General features: G+C 67.5%; 16 protein-coding genes. 5 read left to right on the top strand and 11 right to left on the bottom strand.

What is annotated here, in order from left to right:
- Window positions 1–130 precede the first annotated feature (130 nt).
- Both ACWGRX_RS02345 and mfd read left to right on the top strand, forming a co-directional pair.
- Complete coding sequence (locus ACWGRX_RS02345) at window positions 131–427, top strand: FAD assembly factor SdhE (RefSeq protein ID WP_452116263.1); 297 nt, start codon at window positions 131–133, stop codon at window positions 425–427.
- Between the two features lie 180 nt (window positions 428–607).
- Window positions 608–4,156 carry a transcription-repair coupling factor gene (mfd, locus tag ACWGRX_RS02340; RefSeq protein WP_452116262.1) on the top strand — a complete coding sequence of 1,183 codons (3,549 nt, stop codon included), beginning with the start codon at window positions 608–610 and terminating at the stop codon, window positions 4,154–4,156.
- Between the two features lie 102 nt (window positions 4,157–4,258).
- Here the strand turns inward: mfd and ACWGRX_RS02335 are convergent, their stop codons facing one another.
- A complete protein-coding gene (locus ACWGRX_RS02335) occupies window positions 4,259–5,290 on the bottom strand; it encodes an AMP-binding protein (protein WP_452116261.1) in 1,032 nt (343 codons plus the stop codon).
- Between the two features lie 9 nt (window positions 5,291–5,299).
- A complete protein-coding gene (locus ACWGRX_RS02330) occupies window positions 5,300–7,153 on the bottom strand; it encodes an extracellular solute-binding protein (RefSeq protein ID WP_452116260.1) in 1,854 nt (617 codons plus the stop codon).
- Window positions 7,154–7,426: 273 nt separating this feature from the next.
- Here ACWGRX_RS02330 and ACWGRX_RS02325 point away from each other — a divergent pair, with 273 nt between their 5' ends.
- Window positions 7,427–8,248 (top strand): invasion associated locus B family protein, encoded by an 822-nt coding sequence (locus ACWGRX_RS02325; protein ID WP_291641737.1) that lies wholly within the window; start codon window positions 7,427–7,429, stop codon window positions 8,246–8,248.
- Between the two features lie 79 nt (window positions 8,249–8,327).
- Here the strand turns inward: ACWGRX_RS02325 and mazG are convergent, their stop codons facing one another.
- Window positions 8,328–9,167, bottom strand: coding sequence for a nucleoside triphosphate pyrophosphohydrolase (mazG, locus tag ACWGRX_RS02320; RefSeq protein ID WP_452116259.1), 840 nt, complete (start codon window positions 9,165–9,167; stop codon window positions 8,328–8,330).
- A 37-nt stretch (window positions 9,168–9,204) separates the two neighbouring features.
- Between mazG and arfB the strand changes: the two genes are divergently transcribed.
- Both arfB and ACWGRX_RS02310 read left to right on the top strand, forming a co-directional pair.
- Window positions 9,205–9,624, top strand: a complete 420-nt coding sequence (arfB, locus tag ACWGRX_RS02315) for an alternative ribosome rescue aminoacyl-tRNA hydrolase ArfB (protein WP_452116258.1) — start codon at window positions 9,205–9,207, stop codon at window positions 9,622–9,624.
- 88 nt (window positions 9,625–9,712) lie between these two features.
- A complete protein-coding gene (locus tag ACWGRX_RS02310; protein WP_452116257.1) occupies window positions 9,713–10,174 on the top strand; it encodes a regulatory protein RecX in 462 nt (153 codons plus the stop codon).
- A gap of 27 nt (window positions 10,175–10,201) precedes the next feature.
- Here ACWGRX_RS02310 and ACWGRX_RS02305 read toward each other — a convergent pair whose 3' ends face one another.
- The 8 genes from ACWGRX_RS02305 to ACWGRX_RS02270 all read right to left on the bottom strand — a co-directional run bounded on the left by ACWGRX_RS02305 (window position 10,202) and on the right by ACWGRX_RS02270 (window position 19,200).
- On the bottom strand, window positions 10,202–11,182 hold the full coding sequence (locus tag ACWGRX_RS02305; protein ID WP_452116256.1) for a Bug family tripartite tricarboxylate transporter substrate binding protein: 981 nt from the start codon (window positions 11,180–11,182) through the stop codon (window positions 10,202–10,204).
- 169 nt (window positions 11,183–11,351) lie between these two features.
- Entirely contained in the window at window positions 11,352–13,664 is a 2,313-nt protein-coding gene (locus ACWGRX_RS02300; RefSeq protein ID WP_452116255.1) for a molybdopterin guanine dinucleotide-containing S/N-oxide reductase, read from the bottom strand.
- Window positions 13,665–13,683: 19 nt separating this feature from the next.
- Window positions 13,684–15,072, bottom strand: coding sequence for an FAD-binding oxidoreductase (locus ACWGRX_RS02295; RefSeq protein WP_452116254.1), 1,389 nt, complete (start codon window positions 15,070–15,072; stop codon window positions 13,684–13,686).
- A gap of 76 nt (window positions 15,073–15,148) precedes the next feature.
- Window positions 15,149–15,541 (bottom strand): carboxymuconolactone decarboxylase family protein, encoded by a 393-nt coding sequence (locus ACWGRX_RS02290; protein ID WP_291642617.1) that lies wholly within the window; start codon window positions 15,539–15,541, stop codon window positions 15,149–15,151.
- Between the two features lie 54 nt (window positions 15,542–15,595).
- Window positions 15,596–16,243 (bottom strand): 4-carboxy-4-hydroxy-2-oxoadipate aldolase/oxaloacetate decarboxylase, encoded by a 648-nt coding sequence (locus ACWGRX_RS02285; RefSeq protein ID WP_452116253.1) that lies wholly within the window; start codon window positions 16,241–16,243, stop codon window positions 15,596–15,598.
- Between the two features lie 23 nt (window positions 16,244–16,266).
- Complete coding sequence (locus tag ACWGRX_RS02280; protein WP_291642613.1) at window positions 16,267–17,457, bottom strand: mandelate racemase/muconate lactonizing enzyme family protein; 1,191 nt, start codon at window positions 17,455–17,457, stop codon at window positions 16,267–16,269.
- Between the two features lie 20 nt (window positions 17,458–17,477).
- Window positions 17,478–18,452 carry a quinone oxidoreductase family protein gene (locus ACWGRX_RS02275; protein ID WP_452116252.1) on the bottom strand — a complete coding sequence of 325 codons (975 nt, stop codon included), beginning with the start codon at window positions 18,450–18,452 and terminating at the stop codon, window positions 17,478–17,480.
- 76 nt (window positions 18,453–18,528) lie between these two features.
- On the bottom strand, window positions 18,529–19,200 hold the full coding sequence (locus tag ACWGRX_RS02270) for a 4-carboxy-4-hydroxy-2-oxoadipate aldolase/oxaloacetate decarboxylase (protein ID WP_291645395.1): 672 nt from the start codon (window positions 19,198–19,200) through the stop codon (window positions 18,529–18,531).
- Window positions 19,201–19,217 lie beyond the last annotated feature (17 nt).

The following is a 19,217-nucleotide window of genomic DNA, read 5'->3' as shown; positions in this document are numbered from 1 at the left end:
AGCATGTCAGGAGTACGAGGATCGCGGCGCACGCACCGCTGACTTCGTCGGATTCCCTCGCTATATAGCCCGCGAAGGCTGGCTCGGCGACGGGCCGGTCCATTCCGCATTCGCCAGCGTGAGGACAACGATGAGTGGCTCGACCCGCAGCAGCGCCGATCTCGACCCGCGCCGGCGCAAGATCCTGTTCCGCGCCTGGCATCGCGGCATGCGCGAGACCGATTTGATCATGGGCCGCTTCGCAGATGCGGAGATCGGCGGGCTGAGCGAGGCCGATCTCGACGAGTTCGAGCGGCTGATCGAGGTGCTCGACCGCGACCTGCTGAGCTGGATCACCGGCGAGGCGGAGGTGCCGGAGAACTACGACAGCGTGCTGTTCCGCCGGCTGAAGGCGTTCCACAACCACACCAAGCCGATCCATGTGTGAGGGCTTGGCCTGCTCCCTTCATTGTCATTCCGGGGCTTCGCGCAACGAAGAACCCGGAACCCACGACTGGGTGAGCGGCCAGGAACCACGCACCAGATGTTCCACTCAGTCGTGGGTTCCAGGTTCGCACCTGCGGCGCGCCCCGGAATGACAAGCCATAGTCAGAATTGAAGCGTCCCGATGAGCATTCCGCCTCCCGCCCAGATCGCCAAGCCGCAGCTCGAGCGCATCCTCGATGCGCTGCGCCGCGGCGACAAGCCGATGCTCTCCGGCGTGCCGGACGGTTTCGATTCCGTCGTGCTCGCCGACCTGACGCGCGCCCGCGCCAAGAAGGCGGAAGGGGCGGTGATGCTCGTCTTCGTCGCCCGCGACGGCCAGCGCCTGCAGGTGATCGAGAACGCGCTGCAATTCGTCGCGCCCGATCTCGAGGTGATGAGCTTCCCGGCCTGGGATTGTCAGCCCTATGACCGGGTCTCGCCGGCGCCCTCCATCGTCGCGCACCGGATGACGACGCTGTCGCGGCTCGCCAAGACCAAGTCGGGCGAGCGGCCGCGCCTCTTGTTGACCACCGTCAACGCCGCGCTCCAGCGCGTGCCGGCCTTCTCAAAGGTTGCTTCCGAGAGCTTCTCGGCGGCGCCGGGCAACATGGTCGACACCGAGGAGCTGGCACGCTGGCTCGACGTCAACGGATATCTTCGGACCTCGACCGTGCGCGAGACCGGCGAGTTCGCCGTGCGCGGCGGCATCGTCGATCTCTACCCGCCGGGCATGCCGGCACCCATCCGGCTCGATTTCTTCGGCGACACGCTGGAATCGATCCGCACCTTCGATCCGGAGACGCAGCGCACCACCGGGCAATTGCGGGGCCTGGACCTCGTGCCGATGTCCGAGGCGCAGATGACGAGCGACTCGATCCGTCGCTTCCGCCAGTCCTATATCGCGACCTTCGGCACGCCGGGGCGCGACGACACGCTGTACGAGGCGGTGAGCGAGGGCAGGCGCCCGGCCGGCCTCGAGCACTGGCTGCCGCTGCTGGCCGAGAAGCTCGACACGCTCTTCACCTATCTGCCGGACGTACCGATCGTTCTCGATCATCATGTCGATGATGCGGTCGGCGAGCGCATCAGCCTGATCAAGGACTATTACGACGCCCGCAAGAGCGCGCTCGACCAGCCTTCGCCGGGCTCTATCCCCTACAAGCCGCTGCTGCCGGAGGCGCTCTATCTCTCGCCGGCCGATTGGCGCGGCATCGTCGGCGAGGCCGGTGTCGCCTCGCTGACCCCGTTCCAGCTGCCCGAGAGCGAGGGCAAGCTCGTCGTCGATCTCGGCGGCAAGCAGGGCCGCAGCTTCGCCGCCGAGCGCGCCGACAATTCCGGCAGCGTCTTCGACGCGGCCGTCGCGCATGTGAAGGCGCTGGAAGCCGATGGGCGGCGCGTCGTCCTCGCCGGCTGGTCGGAAGGCTCGCGCGAGCGCCTCGCCCATGTCCTCGCCGATCACGGCCTGAAGTCCGTGCAGATGACCGGCTCGCTGCGCGCCGCCTTCGACCTCAAGCCCGGCACTACGGCGCTGGCGGTCTGGGGCTTCGAGACCGGCTTCGAGGCCGGACGGCTCGCGGTCATCGGCGAGCAGGACATTCTCGGCGACCGGCTGGTGCGCCCGCGCCGCAAGACGCGCCGTCCGCAGGACTTCATCAACGAGCTCTCCTCGCTGACGCCCGGCGACATCGTCGTCCATGTCGACCACGGCATCGGCCGTTTCGTCGGCTTGCAGACGATCACGGCGGCCGGGGCGCCGCATGACTGCCTCGAAATCCACTATGCCGGCGACGCCAAGCTGTTTCTGCCGGCGGAGAATATCGAGCTGCTTTCGCGCTACGGCTCGGAGGACACCGAGGTCGTGCTCGACCGGCTCGGCGGTGGCGGTTGGCAGGCGCGCAAGGCCAAGCTGAAGCAGCGCATCCGCGAGATGGCGGGCAAGCTGATCCAGATCGCCGCGGCCCGGGCCCTCAAGGAGGCGCCGCGTCTCGTGCCGCAGGACGGGCTCTATGACGAGTTCTGCGCCCGTTTCCCCTATGAGGAGACCGAGGACCAGCAGAATACCATCGACGCCGTGCTCGACGATCTCGCCGCCGGCCGGCCGATGGACCGGCTGGTCTGCGGCGATGTCGGCTTCGGCAAGACGGAGGTCGCGCTGCGCGCCGCCTTCACGGCCGCGCTCGCCGGCAAGCAGGTCGCGGTGGTGGTGCCGACGACGCTGCTGGCGCGCCAGCATTATCGCAACTTCGCCGAGCGCTTCGCCGGGCTCCCGGTCAAGGTCGGCCAGGCCTCGCGCTTCGTGCCGGCGGCCGAACTCAAGGCGGTGAAGCAGGGTATCACCGACGGCACCATGGACATCACGGTCGGTACCCATGCACTGCTCGGCAAGGGCGTCGACTTCAAGGATCTCGGCCTCGTCATCGTCGACGAGGAGCAGCATTTCGGCGTCGCCCACAAGGAGAAGCTGAAGGAGCTGCGCGCCGAGGTGCACATGCTGACCTTGTCGGCGACGCCGATCCCGCGCACGCTCCAGCTCGCCATGACCGGGGTGCGCGAGCTCTCGATCATCGCGACGCCGCCGGTCGACCGGCTGGCCGTGCGCACCTTCGTCACGCCCTTCGACCCGCTGATCGTACGCGAGGCGCTGCTGCGCGAACGCTATCGCGGCGGGCGCTCATTCTATGTCGTGCCCCGGATCGAGGACATCGCCGAGGTCAAGGACTTCCTCGACAAGCAGGTGCCGGAGTGCAAGGTTGGCATCGCCCATGGCCAGATGGCGGCGGGCACGCTGGAAGACGTGATGACCGCCTTCTACGAGGGCCAGTACGACATCCTGCTCTCGACCACGATCGTCGAATCCGGGCTCGACATCCCGACCGCCAACACCCTGATCGTGCACCGCGCCGACATGTTCGGCCTTGCCCAGCTCTACCAGCTGCGTGGCCGCGTCGGCCGCTCGAAGATCCGGGCCTATGCGCTGTTCACCGTGCCGGCCAACCGCAAGCTCACCGACCAGGCCGACAAGCGTCTGAAGGTGCTGCAGTCGCTCGATACGCTGGGCGCCGGCTTCCAGCTCGCCAGCCACGACCTCGACATCCGGGGGGCCGGCAACCTGCTCGGCGACGAGCAGTCCGGCCATATCAAGGAGGTCGGCTACGAGCTCTACCAGCAGATGCTGGAAGAGGCGGTGGCGGCGCTCAAGGCCGGCGTCGAGATCGAAAGCGATGCGCACTGGTCGCCATCGATCCAGATCGGCGCACCGGTGATGATCCCCGAGCACTATATCAGCGATCTGACGCTGCGGCTGACGCTCTACAAGCGCCTCTCGACAATGGACGACGACGCCGAATTGCAACCCTTCGGTGCCGAGTTGGTCGACCGCTTCGGCCCGCTGCCGGAAGAGGTACAGCAACTGCTCGAGATCGTGGCGATCAAGGCGCTGTGCAAGCGCGCCAATGTCGAGAAGGTCGAGGCCGGGCCGAAGGGCATCATCATCGCCTTCCGCGACAATGAGTTCGCCAATCCGGAAGGGCTCGTCTCCTATGTCGCGAAGCAGGGTTCGCTCGCCAAGGTACGCCCGGACATGCGCGTCGTCTTCATCGACGATTTCGCGACGGCGGAGCAGCGGCTGAAGGGCACGCGCCGGCTGCTCACCGATCTCGCGCGCATCGCCGAACGCAAGAAGGCGGCATAGAGAGCGTTTTCGAGCAGTAGGCACCGGTTCGCGTGAAGAAGCCGCGCTAAGAGGCCGATGCTCGCGAGCGGCGACCAGCCCGTCGGTTCCCCGGCCGGCTGGTCAGGCTGTCTTGCGGCGCAAGACCCGGACCGTTCCGGGCGCCTGCGCGATGACATCGACGATCGCAATGTCCGGCCGCTCGATTGCGAGCGCGGCCGGGGGCTCGTTGCCGCGACGCACGAAGACGAGGCTGGAGAGCGCCTTGTGCCCACCCAGGCGCGAGCGGGCCAAGGCCGGCTCCATCGCCGCCGGAACGACGAGATGGACCATCCGGCCCCCCTCGAGGCAGGCATGCAGGTCCTCAAGCATGAACAGGCCGAGCGGCAGCAATTCGACGCCGGTCAGGAGCGCTATGCCCGGACCGGTCGCCAGCGCCGCAAGGTCGGCGCCGACCAGGGTTGTGATGATGCGCGACGAGGCGAGGGGCTTCAGCACGCGCGAGATTTCCAGCGCCTTGGCGAGGACGTCCTTCTCCTGAACCGCAAAGGGGCCACTGAAGTCGCCGTCGTCGACGACGCTGATCGCCGCGCGTGCTGTGGCGGCGACGGCCGGCTGGGCCGCGCCATGGCCGAGAAGCTGGTCGAGCGCCGCGACGCCGTCGGGCACATCGGTGCCGAAACCGCCGATGAACCGCATCCCGAAGGCCCTCGCGGCCACGTCGCGCAGCAGGAGCAGCGGCCGCAAGGTGCCGATCCGGCCGACGCCGAGCGCCATCACCGCGCCGGATCGCTCGATCATGCCGAGAAGCTCGGCCTCGTCGGCATGGGGCGGCAGCGGCATCGGCGACAAACCGGCGCGCAGGCAGGCGAGGATCGAGATCAGCGCCTCCGGTCCGAGCGGCGCGAGAATCGCGACACGCGCCGCCGGCTGCGGCCGTGCCAGGGTCAGAAGCCCTGCCAGCCGCTCGACCCGGGCATCGAGCTCGGCAAAGCCGAAGGCACCGGGAGCGACGCCGCTCCAGTCACGCCGGCCCGGCGGGTCGCGAAAGGCCGGCTCATAGCCTCGCTTGGCGGCGAGGGCCTTCAGCAGCTCGTCGAAATCGAGGCCCTCGACCAAAGCAGCGATGGAAATCTCATCCTGTTCAGGCCGCATGCGCCGGCCTCAATTCGCCGGCGCCGGCGCCGCGGGGACCCGGGCGAGCGTCTCGTTGGAGAAGAAATAGCGCGGCCGCCTCTGCGGCAGCAGAATATCGCGCGAGCGCGCCAGCCAGGTTTCCGGGAGGTAGTACAGCGGTACCGCATAGAAACCCGACAGCAGCAGCCGGTCGAGCGTGCGCACCGAGGCGACGAAGTCCTCGCGCGAGGTCGCGGCAAGAAGCCGCTGCAGGGTCGCGTCGACGGCTGGCGAGCGCACGCCGGCATAGTTCAGCGCGCCCTTGCGTCCGGCATTGGCCGAATGCCAGCGCCCGACCTGCTCATTGCCGGGCGAGGCGGAAGCCGGCCAGGTCCACTGGATCATGTCGAAATCGAAGGCGGAGAGGCGGCGCCAGTACTGAACGTCGTCGATCAGCCGGACGGATACGGCGATGCCGAGCCGGGAGAGCGACGAGGCATAGTTCAGTGCGAGGCGCTCCTGCGGCCGGTTGGTCACCGTGATCTCGAAGCCGAAGGGGGTATTGTCGCCGCGTTTGCGCAATTCGCCGTCGCGCAATTCGTAGCCGGCGGCCTCGAGCAGGTCGAGCGCGCGCCGTGCCTGATCGCGATCCCGGCCCGAGCCGTCGGTCGCCGAGGGGACCCAGGTTCCGGCCAGGATGTCCTGGCGCACGGCGCCCGGGAAGGCGGCGAGCAGCGCCTTCTCCCGTTCGTCCGCGGGGACGCCGAGCGCCGAGAGCTCGGAATCGGCGAAGAAGCTGCCGGCCCGCCGATAGACCCCGTAGAACAGGTTGCGATTGGCCCATTCGAAATCGAACAGGATCGCCAGTGCCTCGCGGACCCGGATATCGGCGAAGGCCGGCCGGCGGGTATTGAAGACCAGCCCGGTCATGCCCTTCGGCGTTTCGAAGCGCAGCGTATCGCGAACGATCCGGCCATCGCGCACCGCCGGCACATCATAGCCGGTCATCCAGCGCGTCGGGTCGCCTTCCAGGCGAACGTCATAAAGTCCTGCCTTAAAGGCCTCGAACAAGGCGTTTGAATCACGATAGAAATCGTATCGGATCTCATCGGCGTTGAAGAGCCCTCGGGTGAGGGGATGCTTTTCGGCCCAGAAATCCTTGCGGCGCTTCAGCACCAGCATCTCGCCGGGCTTGACCTCCTCGACCCGGTAGGGACCGGAGCCGAGTGCCGGCTTGAAGCTGGTTTCGCCGAATTTCTCCGGATCGGTCGCATGCTTGGCGAAGATCGGCATGGTGCCGATGATGAGCGGCAATTCCCGGTTGGATCCGTCGCCGAGCTCGAAGACGATCGTGCTGGGCGAGGGCGCTTCGGCCTTCGTCACTTTGGCGAGGCTGGAGCGGTGGAACGGCTTGCCCTTGGTCTTCAGCATCTCATAGGTGAACAGGACATCCGCTGCCGTCACCGGCTGCCCGTCCGAGAAACGTGCCCGGGGATCGATCTCGAAGAGCAGGCGCGTGCGCTCGGGGTTGAGCTCGACTCGGCTGGCAAGCAGGCCATAGGCGGTGAAGGGCTCATCGGCCGAGCGGAAGAGCAGGCTCTGCTGGACATAGCGCGGCACGGCATCCGGCGCGACGCCGAGCACCACCAGCGGATTCAGGCTGTCGAAGGTGCCCTGCTGGCCGAAGATGATTCGGCCGCCCTTGGGGGCCGCTGGGTCGGCATAGGGCAGATGCGCAAAGCCCTTAGGTAAAGCGGGCTCGCCATGCATGGCGATGGCATGGTCGCTTGCCGCCGCGGCGGCGCGCGGCGCCATCGAGAACAGCGCGATCGAGACCACGCCCGCGAGGACGAGTCCGAAAACGCTGCGCTGGCGCGCGGATGCGACGATATTCCGGAACATGAGCGGCCCTGATTCCCTGCCGGACCATAGCATGCGGGCCAAGCCGAAGATGAGGTGCAAATCATCGGGAGAAACTTACGCTGCGGCGGCTGTTCGGGCTGGAAACCGGTGGCAGAACTCGCTAGACGCAAGCTGAGGCGTCATTCTAACGCCTTAATCGCGCTTGATGTGCTCATGCCCCTCCCGGCTCCGGCACCATGCCGGTTGAGCTTTCGGTGTTGCGCGCGGCCAGTTGGTGGCGCTTCCCCAGTTTGCACGTTCGAGGAACTTCAGATGTCCGCTTCGTCTTGCCTGCCCCTGCACCAGGGCGCCACCGCGAAGAGCACGATCCGCGGCCTCGCGCTCGTGCTGGGCGCGGCCGTCGCTCTCGCCCCCTTCTCCGCCCTTGCCCAGGCGCAGCGTCCTGCCGCCAAGCCGCCGGCGGCTCAGCAGCAACAGCAGCCGGCCCAGGGCCAGGCCGCCCAGAACGGCCCGACCGTCGTGCAGGTCAAGCCCGAGCCCTCGCAGACGACCTGGACCAAGGTCTGCGGCAAGGACCCGGCCGCCAACAAGGAAATCTGCTACACCACCCGTGACTTCGTCTCGGATCAGGGCCAGCCGGTGCTCGCCGTCGCCGTGTATGACGTCAAGGGCGACCCGAACAAGATCGTGCGCTTCCTGATGCCGCTCGGCCTGCTGATCCAGCCCGGCATCCGCTTCGGCGTCGACACCGCCCAGCCGAGCCCGGGCCGCTTCGCGATCTGCTTCCCGAATGGCTGCTTCGCCGAGGCGCAGGTCAAGGACGATTTCCTCAACCAGATGAAGAAGGGCTCGAATCTCAACATCAGCGTCCAGAACCAGGGCGCTCGCGAGGTTTCGTTCTCGATCCCGCTGACGGATTTCGCCAAGGGCTTCGACGGCGCGCCGATCGATCCCAAGGTGCTCGAGGAGCAGCAGAAGCAGCTGCAGGACGAGCTGGCCAAGCGCCAGGACGAGCTGCGCAAGCGCCTCGGTGGCAGCGGCGCCAGCGCGGCTCCGGGCACCCCCGGTGCGCCGGCGGCCCCGGGCGCCGGGACCATGCCCGCGCCCGGCGCGACCCCGGCCCCGAAGCCCTGATCGCGCATCACGCGCTCAATTCCGACGCCGGACCGAAAGGTCCGGCGTTTTTTTCGTTCCGGGGATGGACGACGCGGGCTCAGTCCCGGCCGGCGCGCTCGGCCAGCTTGACCTGCTGCCAGAGCGCCTCCAGCTCGTCGAGCGAGGCCTCCGCGGGCTTGCGCCCATCCTCGGCCAGGCGCGCTTCGATTCCGGCGAAGCGCCGTTCGAACTTGGTGCTGGCCGCGGCGAGGCAGGCCTCCGGATCGACATCGACATGGCGGGCGAGATTGGCGACGACGAAGAGCAGGTCGCCGATCTCCTCGGCGATGGCGGCCTTGTCGTCGCCTTCCAGAGCTTCGGCGATCTCGTCGGTCTCCTCCCGGATCTTGTCGAGCACGAGCCGGGCATCCTTCCAGTCGAAGCCGACCGTCGAGGCTCTCGCCTGCAGCTTCCAGGCGCGGGTGAGAGCCGGCAGGGTGGTCGGAATCCCGGTCAGGACGCTTTGCTCCTCCGCCGGGGCGGGCAGCCCGGCCGCTTGCCGCGCCGCCGCCTTGTCGGCCCGCTCCTGCGCCTTGATCTGGCCCCAGAGCTGCTTGACCTCTGCCGGAGAGAGGTCGCGCGCATCGCCGAAGACATGCGGGTGACGCCGGATCAGCTTGCCGGTGATTGCCTCGACGACATCGGGAAAGGCGAAGGCGCCGGCTTCCTCCGCCATGCGGGCATGAAAGGCCACCTGGAGCAGGAGGTCGCCGAGCTCGTCCTTGAGATCGACGAGATCGCCACGGGCAATGGCGTCGGCGACTTCATGGGCCTCCTCGATCGTATACGGAGCGATCGAGGCGAAGTCCTGATCGAGATCCCAGGGGCAGCCGGTTCCCGGCGTGCGCAGGGCGGCCATGATCTCGATCAGGCGGGCGATATCGCGATCGGGCTTCAACGCTGCAATTCTCCTTGGGCTGCGCTACCGTCCTCCCATGATTCAAGTGACACCGTCCATTGCGATCGACGAGAGCCTGATCGAGGAGAGCTTCGTGCGCGCCTCGGGGCCGGGTGGGCAGAACGTCAACAAGGTCTCCTCGGCGGTCCAGTTGCGCTTCAATGCGGCGGCGGCCGATCTTCCGGACTATCTGCGCGAGAAGCTGCCGCGCGTCGCGGGGAAGCGCATGACCCAGGACGGCACCATCATCGTCGTGGCGCAGCGCTTTCGCGACCAGCAGCGCAATCGGCAGGACGCGCTCGAACGCCTGCTCGCGATCCTGCGCGAGGCAGCCGAGCGTCAGAAGACCCGCCGGCCGACCAGGGCGACCTATGGCTCGCAGCAGCGCAGGCTCGCATCCAAGGCGAAGCGCAGCCGCGACAAGAGCCTGCGCTCGGGCAAGCCTGGCGATGACTGAGCTTGAGGCCGGCGCGAGACGGGCAGGAAACGCGGGGCAGGGCCGGGCGCCGCGGCCGATCACTCCGACCTATCTTCAAAGAGCGGCGATGCACTACCTCCATCGCTATGCCGCCTCGTCGAGCCAGTTGCAGCGCGTTCTCGAACGCAAGGTCGAGCGCAGCTGCCGCCATCATGGCGGCGAACCGCGTGAATTTTCCGAGATGGTCGCGGAGGCGGTTGCGGCCTGCGTCAGGAGTGGTCTGGTCGACGACCAGCGCTTCGCCGAGGTGAGGGCGCAGACCCTTCGGCGCAAGGGGCGCTCGGCCCGGGCCGTCACGGCCGGGCTCGCGGCCAAGGGTATCGCGCGCGAGATCGTCGCGGCCGCCCTGCCCGACAGCGAGGAGGACGAGCTTGCCGCAGCGCGCATCGCCGCAAGGCGTAAGCGGCTCGGCCCCTGGAGCCGCCCAGGCTCGGAACCGGATCGCCAGAAGCAGCTTGCCGCACTGGCGCGCGCCGGCTTCAGCATGAAAACCGCCCGCGCCGTGATCGACGGCGCGGGCGACATCTAGGCCCGTATCGGCCTTGTCTTGAAGCGCTCAGTCCGGCTTGACGTTGGCGTCGGCGACGACCTTGCCCCAGCGCTCGACCTCGGACTTCACGAAGCTACCAAAGGCCGCGCCGTAGAGATTCGGGGTTTCCGAGCCGTTCTTCTTCCAGGCTTCGCTGACCATCGGTGCCGCGAGCGCCTTCTTCACCTCCGCCGTCATCTTCTCGACGACCTCCGGCGGCGTGTTCTTCGGCGCCCACATCGCATACCAGGTCGAAACCTCGTAGCCGGGCAGGCCGGCCTCAGCCGCGGTCGGCACGTCGGGGAAGGCGGCGGTGCGCTTGGGCGCGGCGACGGCCAGCGCCCGGAGCTTGCCGCCGGCGATCTGCGCTGCCGAGGAGCCGAGCCCGTCGAAGGCAAGATCGACCTGGCCCGCGACCAAGTCCTGCATCAGCGGGCCGGCACCGCGATAAGGCACATGGGTGAAATTGGCCTTCGACATCAGCTTGAACAGTTCACCGGCGAGGTGATGCGTCGTGCCGTTGCCGGCCGAGCCGTAATTGAGCTTGTCCGGGTTCTTCCGGCCGAACTCGATCAGCTCCGCCAGCGTCTTGGCCTCGACCTTGCCGGGGTGGACGACCACGACCTGTGGCGGCTGCGCGATGATACCGATCGGGATGAAGTCGGTCTGGATGTTGTAGTCGAGCTTGGGATAAAGCGCCGGCGCGATGGCGTGGTGGGCCGCGCCGATGAAGAAGGTGTAGCCGTCGCCCGCCGCCTTGGATGCGGCCGAGGCGCCGACCGTGCCGCCGGCGCCGCCGCGATTGTCGATCAGGATGCGCTGTCCGAGCTGCTGCTCGAGCTGCGCGGCCAGCGGCCGGGCGAAGGCGTCCGTGCCGCCGCCGGCCGGGAAAGGTACGATGAAGCTGACCGGCTTCTGCGGCCAGGCCTGAGCCTGTACCGGCGCCGAGGGCACGAGCTGGACGAGGGCGGCGAGCGCGATCGCGCCGAGCCAACCGGATTTGAGCATTCTGATCCTCCCCAATGGAACGCGGGAGAGGCTCTTTCCGGCCTCGTGCCCGCCTGCAAGCCCGGCAATGGCGGCCGGGCGTTCGCGAGGATTAGGACATCACTGCTGACGAATGGCAAGAGAGCGCCGCCGCGGTTCCGCGACCGCCAGTTCGTCCCAAATCGGGGCTTCAGATCAGGGTGGGCGGCTCGTAGCAGGTGATCGGCGGAAGCTCGCTCTCATGGCGCTCGATCTCGACCAGGCAGGAATGGGCGATCGTCGCCTGTCCGAGCCTGGACGAGCCGCGATCCTGGGTCAGCACGTTCGGATTGCCGTGCTTGTCGAGCGAGCCGACGAGGCCTGGTTCGAGTGGGTCGTACCAGGCGCCCGTCGCCATCTGCACGACGCCTTGCATCACCGCATCGCAGACGACGATGCCGGCGAGACAGGCCCCGCGGTCGTTGAAGACACGCACGATGTCGCCGTCCGACAGACCACGCAAGCGCGCATCCTCGGGATGGATGCGCAGCGGCTCGCGACCGGCGATCTTGGTCGAACGGGACAGTGCGCCATTATCGTACTGGCTGTGCAGCTTGCTCGCCGGCTGGTTCGAGATGAGATGCAGCGGGAAGCGCTCGGCGAGCGCTGCGCCGAGCCACTCGCGCGGCACGAGCCAGCTCGGATGGCCCGGACAATCGTCATAGCCGAAGCCTGCGATCCTCTCCGAGAACAGCTCGATACGGCCGGAAGGTGTCTTCAGCGGCTGGGCTTGCGGATCGGCGACGAATTCGGCCAGCAGCGGCTTTTGATCCTGCGGCTCGGGGAGGGTGACGATGCCGGCCTGCCAGAAGCTCTCGAAATCCGGCAGTTCCATGCCGTATTCGGCGACGCGCTGGCGCGCCACGGTATAGAAATGCCGGATCCAGCCCTCCTCGTCGCGGCCTTCGGTGAAGGTCTCGCGCGCGCCGAGCAGGCCGGCGAGATCGGCGAAGATCTCGTAATCGCTGCGCGCTTCGCCGATCGGTGCGCTGATCGGGTGGCAGGCGGCGATCATTCGGTCGCGGGCCGAGCTCGCAATGTCGTTGCGCTCCATGGCGGTGCTGGCCGGCAGCACGATGTCGGCATGGCGGGCCGTCGCATTCCACCAGGATTCGTGGACGATCACCGTCTCAGGCCGGCGCCAGGCCGCGATCAGCCGGTTGATGTCCTGGTGATGATGGAACGGATTGCCGCCGGCCCAGTAGATCAGCCGGATATCGGGATAGCGCCGCTTCTCGCCGTTGAAGTCATAGGGCGCCCCCGGATGCAGCAGCGCATCGGCGATCCGCGCGACCGGAATCGAGTCGGCGATGGCGTTGCTGCCTTGCGGCAGGGTCGGCCAGGAGAACGGATAGACCGGATTGCCGACGCCGTTCGCCGAGGCGTAGCCGAAGCCGAAGCCGCCGCCGGGCAAGCCGATCTGGCCGATCATCGCGGCGAGTGCGATCGCCATCCAATAGGGCTGCTCGCCATGCTCGGCCCGCTGCAGCGACCAGGACATCATGATCATGGTGCGGCGCCGGACCATCTCGCGCGCCAGCGCCCGCATCGTTTCGGCCGGAACGCCGGAAATCGCCTGCGCCCATTCGGGGGTCTTGGGCACGCCATCGTCGGCGCCGGTAACATAGCCGGCAAATCGTTCGAAACCGGTCGTGCAGCGCGCCAGGAATGTCTGGTCGTGCAGGCCTTCTTCGATCAGCGTGTGAGCGAGCGCGAGCATCAGCGCGACATCGGTGTTGGGCCGCGGCGCGATCCATCTGGCATCGAGCTCCGCCATGGCGTCGTCGCGGATCGGGCTGATGCAGACGAAGGAGGCCCCCTGATCGCGACAGGCGGTCAGGCCCTCGCGCAGCAGATGACGGCTGATGCCGCCTGAGCCGACCTGCGCGTTCTTGTGCGGGGTGCCGCCGAACATCACGATCAGTTCGGCATGGCCGGCAAGCTGGCCCCAGCTCGTGTGCCCGGCGTCGAGGCCGCGCTTGTCGCCGAGCACATGCGGCAGGATCGCGTCGGCCGCGGCGAAGCTGTAGTTCGAGATCGAGCGGACATAGCCGCCGACCGCGTTCAGGAAGCGATGCACCTGGCTCTGGGCGTGATGGAAGCGGCCGGCGCTCGACCAGCCATAGGAGCCGCCGAAGATCGCGCCATTGCCATGGCTTTCGCGCACCCGCCCGATCTCGCGCGCCACGAGATCGAGTGCCTGCGGCCAGTCGATCTCGACGAAGGGCTCAGCCCCGCGTCCGGCGCCGCCGGCGGTAGCGCCCTTTTCGAGGAAGGAAGCGCGCACCGAGGGCCGCCTGATCCGGCAGCCATCGTCCAGCGCACCGATCATCGAGGCGCCGAGCGGGGAGGGATCGGGATCGTGCTCATAGGGCTCGAGCGCGACGGCTGCCCCATCCTGCATCCGCGCCCGGTAGACGCCCCAATGGGTGGTGACGGTCGGCTGCTCGGGCGTGATCAGCATGGCATTGCCTTGTTCTCCGTCAGAGGGTGGCGCTCATGCCGAGCTTGCCGGGGTTCATGATCCCGTGCGGGTCGAGCGCCAGCTTAAGCGCCCCCATGACCTCGATGCCATTGCCGTGCTCGCGCCGCAGATATTTCAGCTTGCCGAGCCCGACGCCATGCTCGCCGCTGGCGGTCCCGCCGGATTCCAGGGCGCGCATCACGACGTTCTCGGCCAGGCGCTTGGCCTCGGCCACTTCCTCCTCGGCATCGGGCAAGACGAGATAGGAGACGTGGAAGTTCCCGTCGCCGACATGGCCGTTGATCTTGAACTTCAGGAAGGAGGCGTCGCCATCGGCCCGGGCCGCGGTCATGTTGTCCGCCAGTGCCGAGATCGGCACGCAGGCGTCGGTCACGAACATCGCCGCACCCGGACGCATGGCGCGCGTCGCCGGATTGGAATCATGGCGGGCCTTCCACAGGCGTTCGCGATCCTCGCGTTGCGTGGCCCACTGGAAGCCGCGTCCGCCATTCTCGGCCGCGAGCGCCTCGACGATTTCGGCCTGCTCGCGGATGCCGGCCTCGGTGCCGTGGAATTCGAGGAACAGGGTCGGCGCGACCGCAAGGCTCATCTTGGAGTAATGGTTCGAGGCCGCGATCGCGATATCGTCGAGGAACTCGATGCGGGCGATCGGCACGCCGCTCTGGATCGTGGCGATACAGGTGTCGACAGCGCCCTTCAGACTGTCGAAGGGGCAGACCGCCGCCGAGATCGCGGCCGGCACCGGATGCAGCCGAAGCGTGATCTTGGTCAGCACGCCCAGCGTTCCCTCGGCGCCGACGAAGAGCTTGGTCAGGTCGTAGCCCATCGAGGATTTGCGCGCCCGGCTGCCGGTGCGCAGCAATTCGCCGTTCGGCAGCACCACTTCGAGCGCCAGCACGTTCTCGCGCATGGTGCCGTAGCGCACCGCATTGGTGCCGCTTGCGCGGGTCGAGGCCATGCCGCCGATCGAGGCGTCGGCGCCCGGATCGACCGGGAAGGTCAGCCCCGTCGCGCGCAGATGCTCATTGAGGGCCTTGCGCGTCACGCCGGGCTCGACCACCACGTCGAAATCGCTCTCATGCACGGCGAGGACGCGGTTCATCCGCGACATGTCGAGGCTGACGCCCCCGGCGACGGCGAGAATCTGGCCCTCCATCGAGCTGCCGACGCCATAGGGCACGATCGGTACGCGCGCCGCCGCGCAGGCCGCGACGACGCGCTGCACTTCGGCGGTCGACTGCACGAAAACCACCGCATCCGGCAGCATGGTCGGCAGATAGGAAAGATCCTCGCCATGGTGTCGGCGGACCGCCTCGGCGGTCGAGATCCGCTCGCCGAAATGCGCGCGCAGGGTTTCGACGACGGCCGCCGTATCGCCATAGCTCATGATCGCAATCCATCTGTCTGCAGGTCCGCCCCCGGCATGCGCGTGGCATCGGGGGCGGGTTCAGTCGGAAAGTCGCTCACTCGAGCGAGGCGTCGATCGGCACGCGGTAGCCGTTGACCAGGCGGTTCGTCTCGTTGGCCATGCCGACCACCGCCATCACCTCGCCGAACATCGCGTCGGTCATTCCGGCCTTGCGGGCGGCGGCGGTGTGGCTGGCGATGCAGTAGCCGCAGCCATTGCTGGTGCTGACCGCGAGATAGATCATCTCCTTGACCAGCGGGTCGAGCGCGCCTGGCGCCATCACCTCCTTCACGCTCTCCCAGGTACGCCGCAGACCAACGGGATCATGTGCGAGGTACTTCCAGAAGTTGTTGACGTCCTTGAGGTTCCGGGAGGTCTTGATGTCGTCGTAGACGGCGCGGACCGCAGGCGGCGCGTCGGCATATTCGATCGGCTTCAATCGGCTCATCTTGATGTCTCCGGTATGGTCGTTCGAGGTTCGGCAAAATCGCTGCGAACGCCGTCAGATGTTGAGCTCGATACCCTTCTTGCGGAGCAGCTCGCTCAGATTGAGCATGTCCCAGGTCGTCTTGCCCTGGAGCAGCTCGCGGCGGAAACGGGCTTCCTTCTCCTCGCGGGTCTTGGACGCCGCGGCGATGGCGGCGATCTCCGCCTTCGGCACGATGCAGACGCCGTCATCGTCGCCGATCACGAGGTCACCGGGCTCGACCAGCATGCCGCCGGCAACGATCGGCTTGTTCAGTGCGCCGAGCGTTTCCTTCACCGAGCCCTTGATCGACAAGGCGCGCGCGAAGACCGGGAAGCCGATCTCGGCGATGGTCGCGCCGTCGCGCACGCCGCCGTCGACGACGAGGCCGGCAATGCCCTTGCCCATGGCGCAGCTGGCCATCACGTCGCCGAACAGGCCCTGCTCGGTGAAGCCGGCCGAGGCGCAGACGATGACGTCGCCTGCCTTCGCCATCTTCAGCGCCGCGTGCAAGGTGAGGTTGTCGCCGGGCGGGCAGACGCAGGTGAAGGCCGGCCCCAGCACCTTCATGCCGCGCCGGACGGGCTTGATGCTGGAATCGAGCGCGCCGCGGCGTTCCATGGCTTCATGGGCCGTGGCCGAGGCGACCGAAGCATAGGCTTCGCGATAGTTGAATTCGGTCATGATCTTTATCCGATGAAGGAGGGTCAGCGGGTGACGTTGGCTACGCCCCAGACGTAGTTCTTCCGGGGGAATTCTTCCCAGTACTGGCGCATGTCCTTGTGCGGGAAATCCTTGTATGGCCGCTTGCGCATGCGCTCGACATCGATGTCGACGCCGAGGCCCGGCGCGGTCGGCAGGTCGATCCAGCCATCCTCGACCTTCAGCCCGGGCGAGCCGATCTCGTCGCAGGCCTCGTTGAGGTTGATGAAGCACTCGGCGATCAGGAAGTTCGGGATCACCGCCGAGAAATGTACCGTCGCGGCGAGCCCGACGATGGTGCTGTTGTAGTTGTGCGGGCTGATCGCGATCGCGTGCGGCTGGGCCATCGCTGCGATGTCGAGCATCTGCTGAAGGCCGCCAACGGCGCAGATGTCGGGGTTGAGGATATCGGCCGCGCGCTTCTCGAAGACCCGGGCGAAATCCTCCTTGGTATAGAGGGTTTCGCCGGTCACGACGGGCGTCGAGATCGCGCGGCGGACTTCCGCGACGAGGTCGAGATTGTCGGAGAGGCAGGGCTCCTCATAGCAGAAGATGCCGTATTCCTCGAGCCGCTTGGCGACGCGGATGGAATGATGCGGCGCGACGCGGCGGTGCGCGTCGATCAGCAGGTCCATGTCGGGGCCTAGCGCCTCGCGCATCGCCTTGACGTTGGCGACGGCGTAATCCTCCTCCTCGCGCGTGATGAAGGTTCGCCACGGCCCGGGGAACGGGTCCCATTTCAGCGCCGTATAGCCCATCTCTTTGACCTGGAGCGCCCGCTCCACCGTCGACTCGATATCGGTGACGCCGTACCACCAGCCATTGGCGTAGACGCGGACCTTCTCGCGCGAGGCGCCGCCGAGCAGGTTGTAGAGTGGCTGTCCGGCCTTCTTGCCGACGATGTCCCACATCGCCAGCTCGATCGCGCTCCAGGCGCAGAAGAAGTCGACCGAGGAGCGCCTGATGGCGAAGTCGTCGAACATCACCTGTGCGGTGTGGCGGATATTGTGCGGGCTGCGCCCGATCACATAGGGCGCCATGGCGCGGATATAGTCGTCGACGACCTTCTCCTTCTTCACGCCGACATAGGATTCGCCCCAGCCATAGAGGCCGTCATCGGTCTCGATGCGGCAGAACAGCAGGTTCTTGCCGCTGCCGGGGTGGAAGAAGAAGGTTTCGATACGCGCGATCTTCATCGCCAGCTCCGGAATTGGGCTCAGGGCCGCAGGATGGTCTGGCCGGTGGTGGCCCGGCTTTCGAGGGCTGTCTGGGCAGCCGCTGCCTCCTTCAGGGCGAAGACCTGGTCGATCTCCGCCTTGATCACGCCGCGGCGCATCGCCTCGAACAGGTTGCTCGACATCGCCTCGAGCCGGGCCCGGTCCTTGATGAAGGGGAAGATCGAGGGGCGCGACAGCGTCGCGCATTTCGGTGCGAGGCCGGCGATGGCGAAGGGCGGAACCGGCCCCGAGGCATTGCCGTAGCTGACGATGTGGCCGAACTCGGCGACCGCGGCGAGCGAGGCCTCGAAGGTATCCTTGCCGACGCCGTCATAGACGCAGTGGCAGCCGCGGCCGCCGGTCAACTCCTGCACCCGGGCCGCGACATCCTCGCGGCTGGTGACGATGACATGGTCGGCGCCGGCGGCGCGGGCCTTGGCCGCCTTTTCGTCGCTGGAGGCGGCGCCGATCACCAGGCAGCCGAGCGATTTTGCCCAGGCGGCGAGCAGCAGGCCGACACCGCCGGCGACGGCATGGATCAGCACGGCGTCGCCGGCCTTTGCCTGCGTCATCCGGAAGAGCAGCATCTCGGCCGTCATGCCCTTGAGCATCAGCGCGGCGGCCTGATCGTCGGAGATGTCGCCCGGCAACTTGACCAGGGCCGCAGCGTTCATGACGCGGCGCTCGACATAGGCGCCGGGAGCGCCGGTGACATAGGCCACCCGGTCGCCGGCGCTGAGGCCGGTGACGCCGGGGCCGAGAGCCTCGACCACGCCGGCGGCTTCCATGCCGGGCGAGCAGGGCATCGTGCCCATCTTGTAGAGGCCGGTGCGAACATAGATGTCGATGAAGTTCAGCCCGACCGCCGTGTGGCGCAGCAGAACCTCGCCTTGGCCGGGCTTGCCGGGGTCGAGATCGACCCATTCGAGCACGTCCGGCCCGCCATGCTGGCGCAGGATGATTGCCCCGCTCATGTCTTGTCCTTCATTTTATTCATCTTGAATCGGGCTGCCGGCTGCCGGCTGCCGGCATCCGGGAGATCGCGTGTCGTCAGACGGGCGAGGCCTGCCCCTTGCGGGTCAGCAATTCGCCGAGCTTGTAGACGTCCCAGGGCGTCTCGCCGGAAGCGAAGCGCTGCTTTGCGGCGGCCTCCTTCTCAGCCCGCAGCTTGCAGGCCGCGAGCACGGCATCGACGGTCTCGAACGGCACCACGACCAGCCCGTCGGCGTCGCCGATGATCACGTCGCCGGGGCGCACCAGCACGCCGCCGAGGACGATCGGCTCGTTCAGCGAGCCCAGCGTCTCCTTGATCGTGCCCTTGATGCAGATGCCGCCTGCGAAGACCGGAAAGCCGACCTCGCAGATCGTCGCGGAGTCGCGCACGCCGCCATCGGTGACGAGGCCCGCGAGCTTGGCGCCGACGGCGCAGCTCGACATCACGTCGCCGAACATGCCCTGCTCGGTGCAGCCATGCGCGTCGCAGACCAGGACGTCGCCCGGCTTCGCCATCTTGAGGGCGGCATGCAGCGTGAGATTGTCATTGGGCGGGCATTCGCAGGTGAAGGCGGTGCCGGCGACCGTCATCGCCTCGTCGACCGGCTTGATGCCGGAGGCGAAGGCGCCGCGGCGGCCCTGCGCCTCGAAGACGGTGGCGGAGCCATAGGCGAGCAGGGCCTGGCAGGTCTCGGGCGAAATGCGCGGGGGCAGGGGGGCTGTGGACATGGCGGCTCTCGTCAAAA

The sequence above is a fragment of the Allobosea sp. NPDC055594 genome (assembly GCF_053618995.1).
Note: the sequence above shows the minus strand (reverse complement) of the source record. Positions and strands in the feature narration are given on the sequence as shown.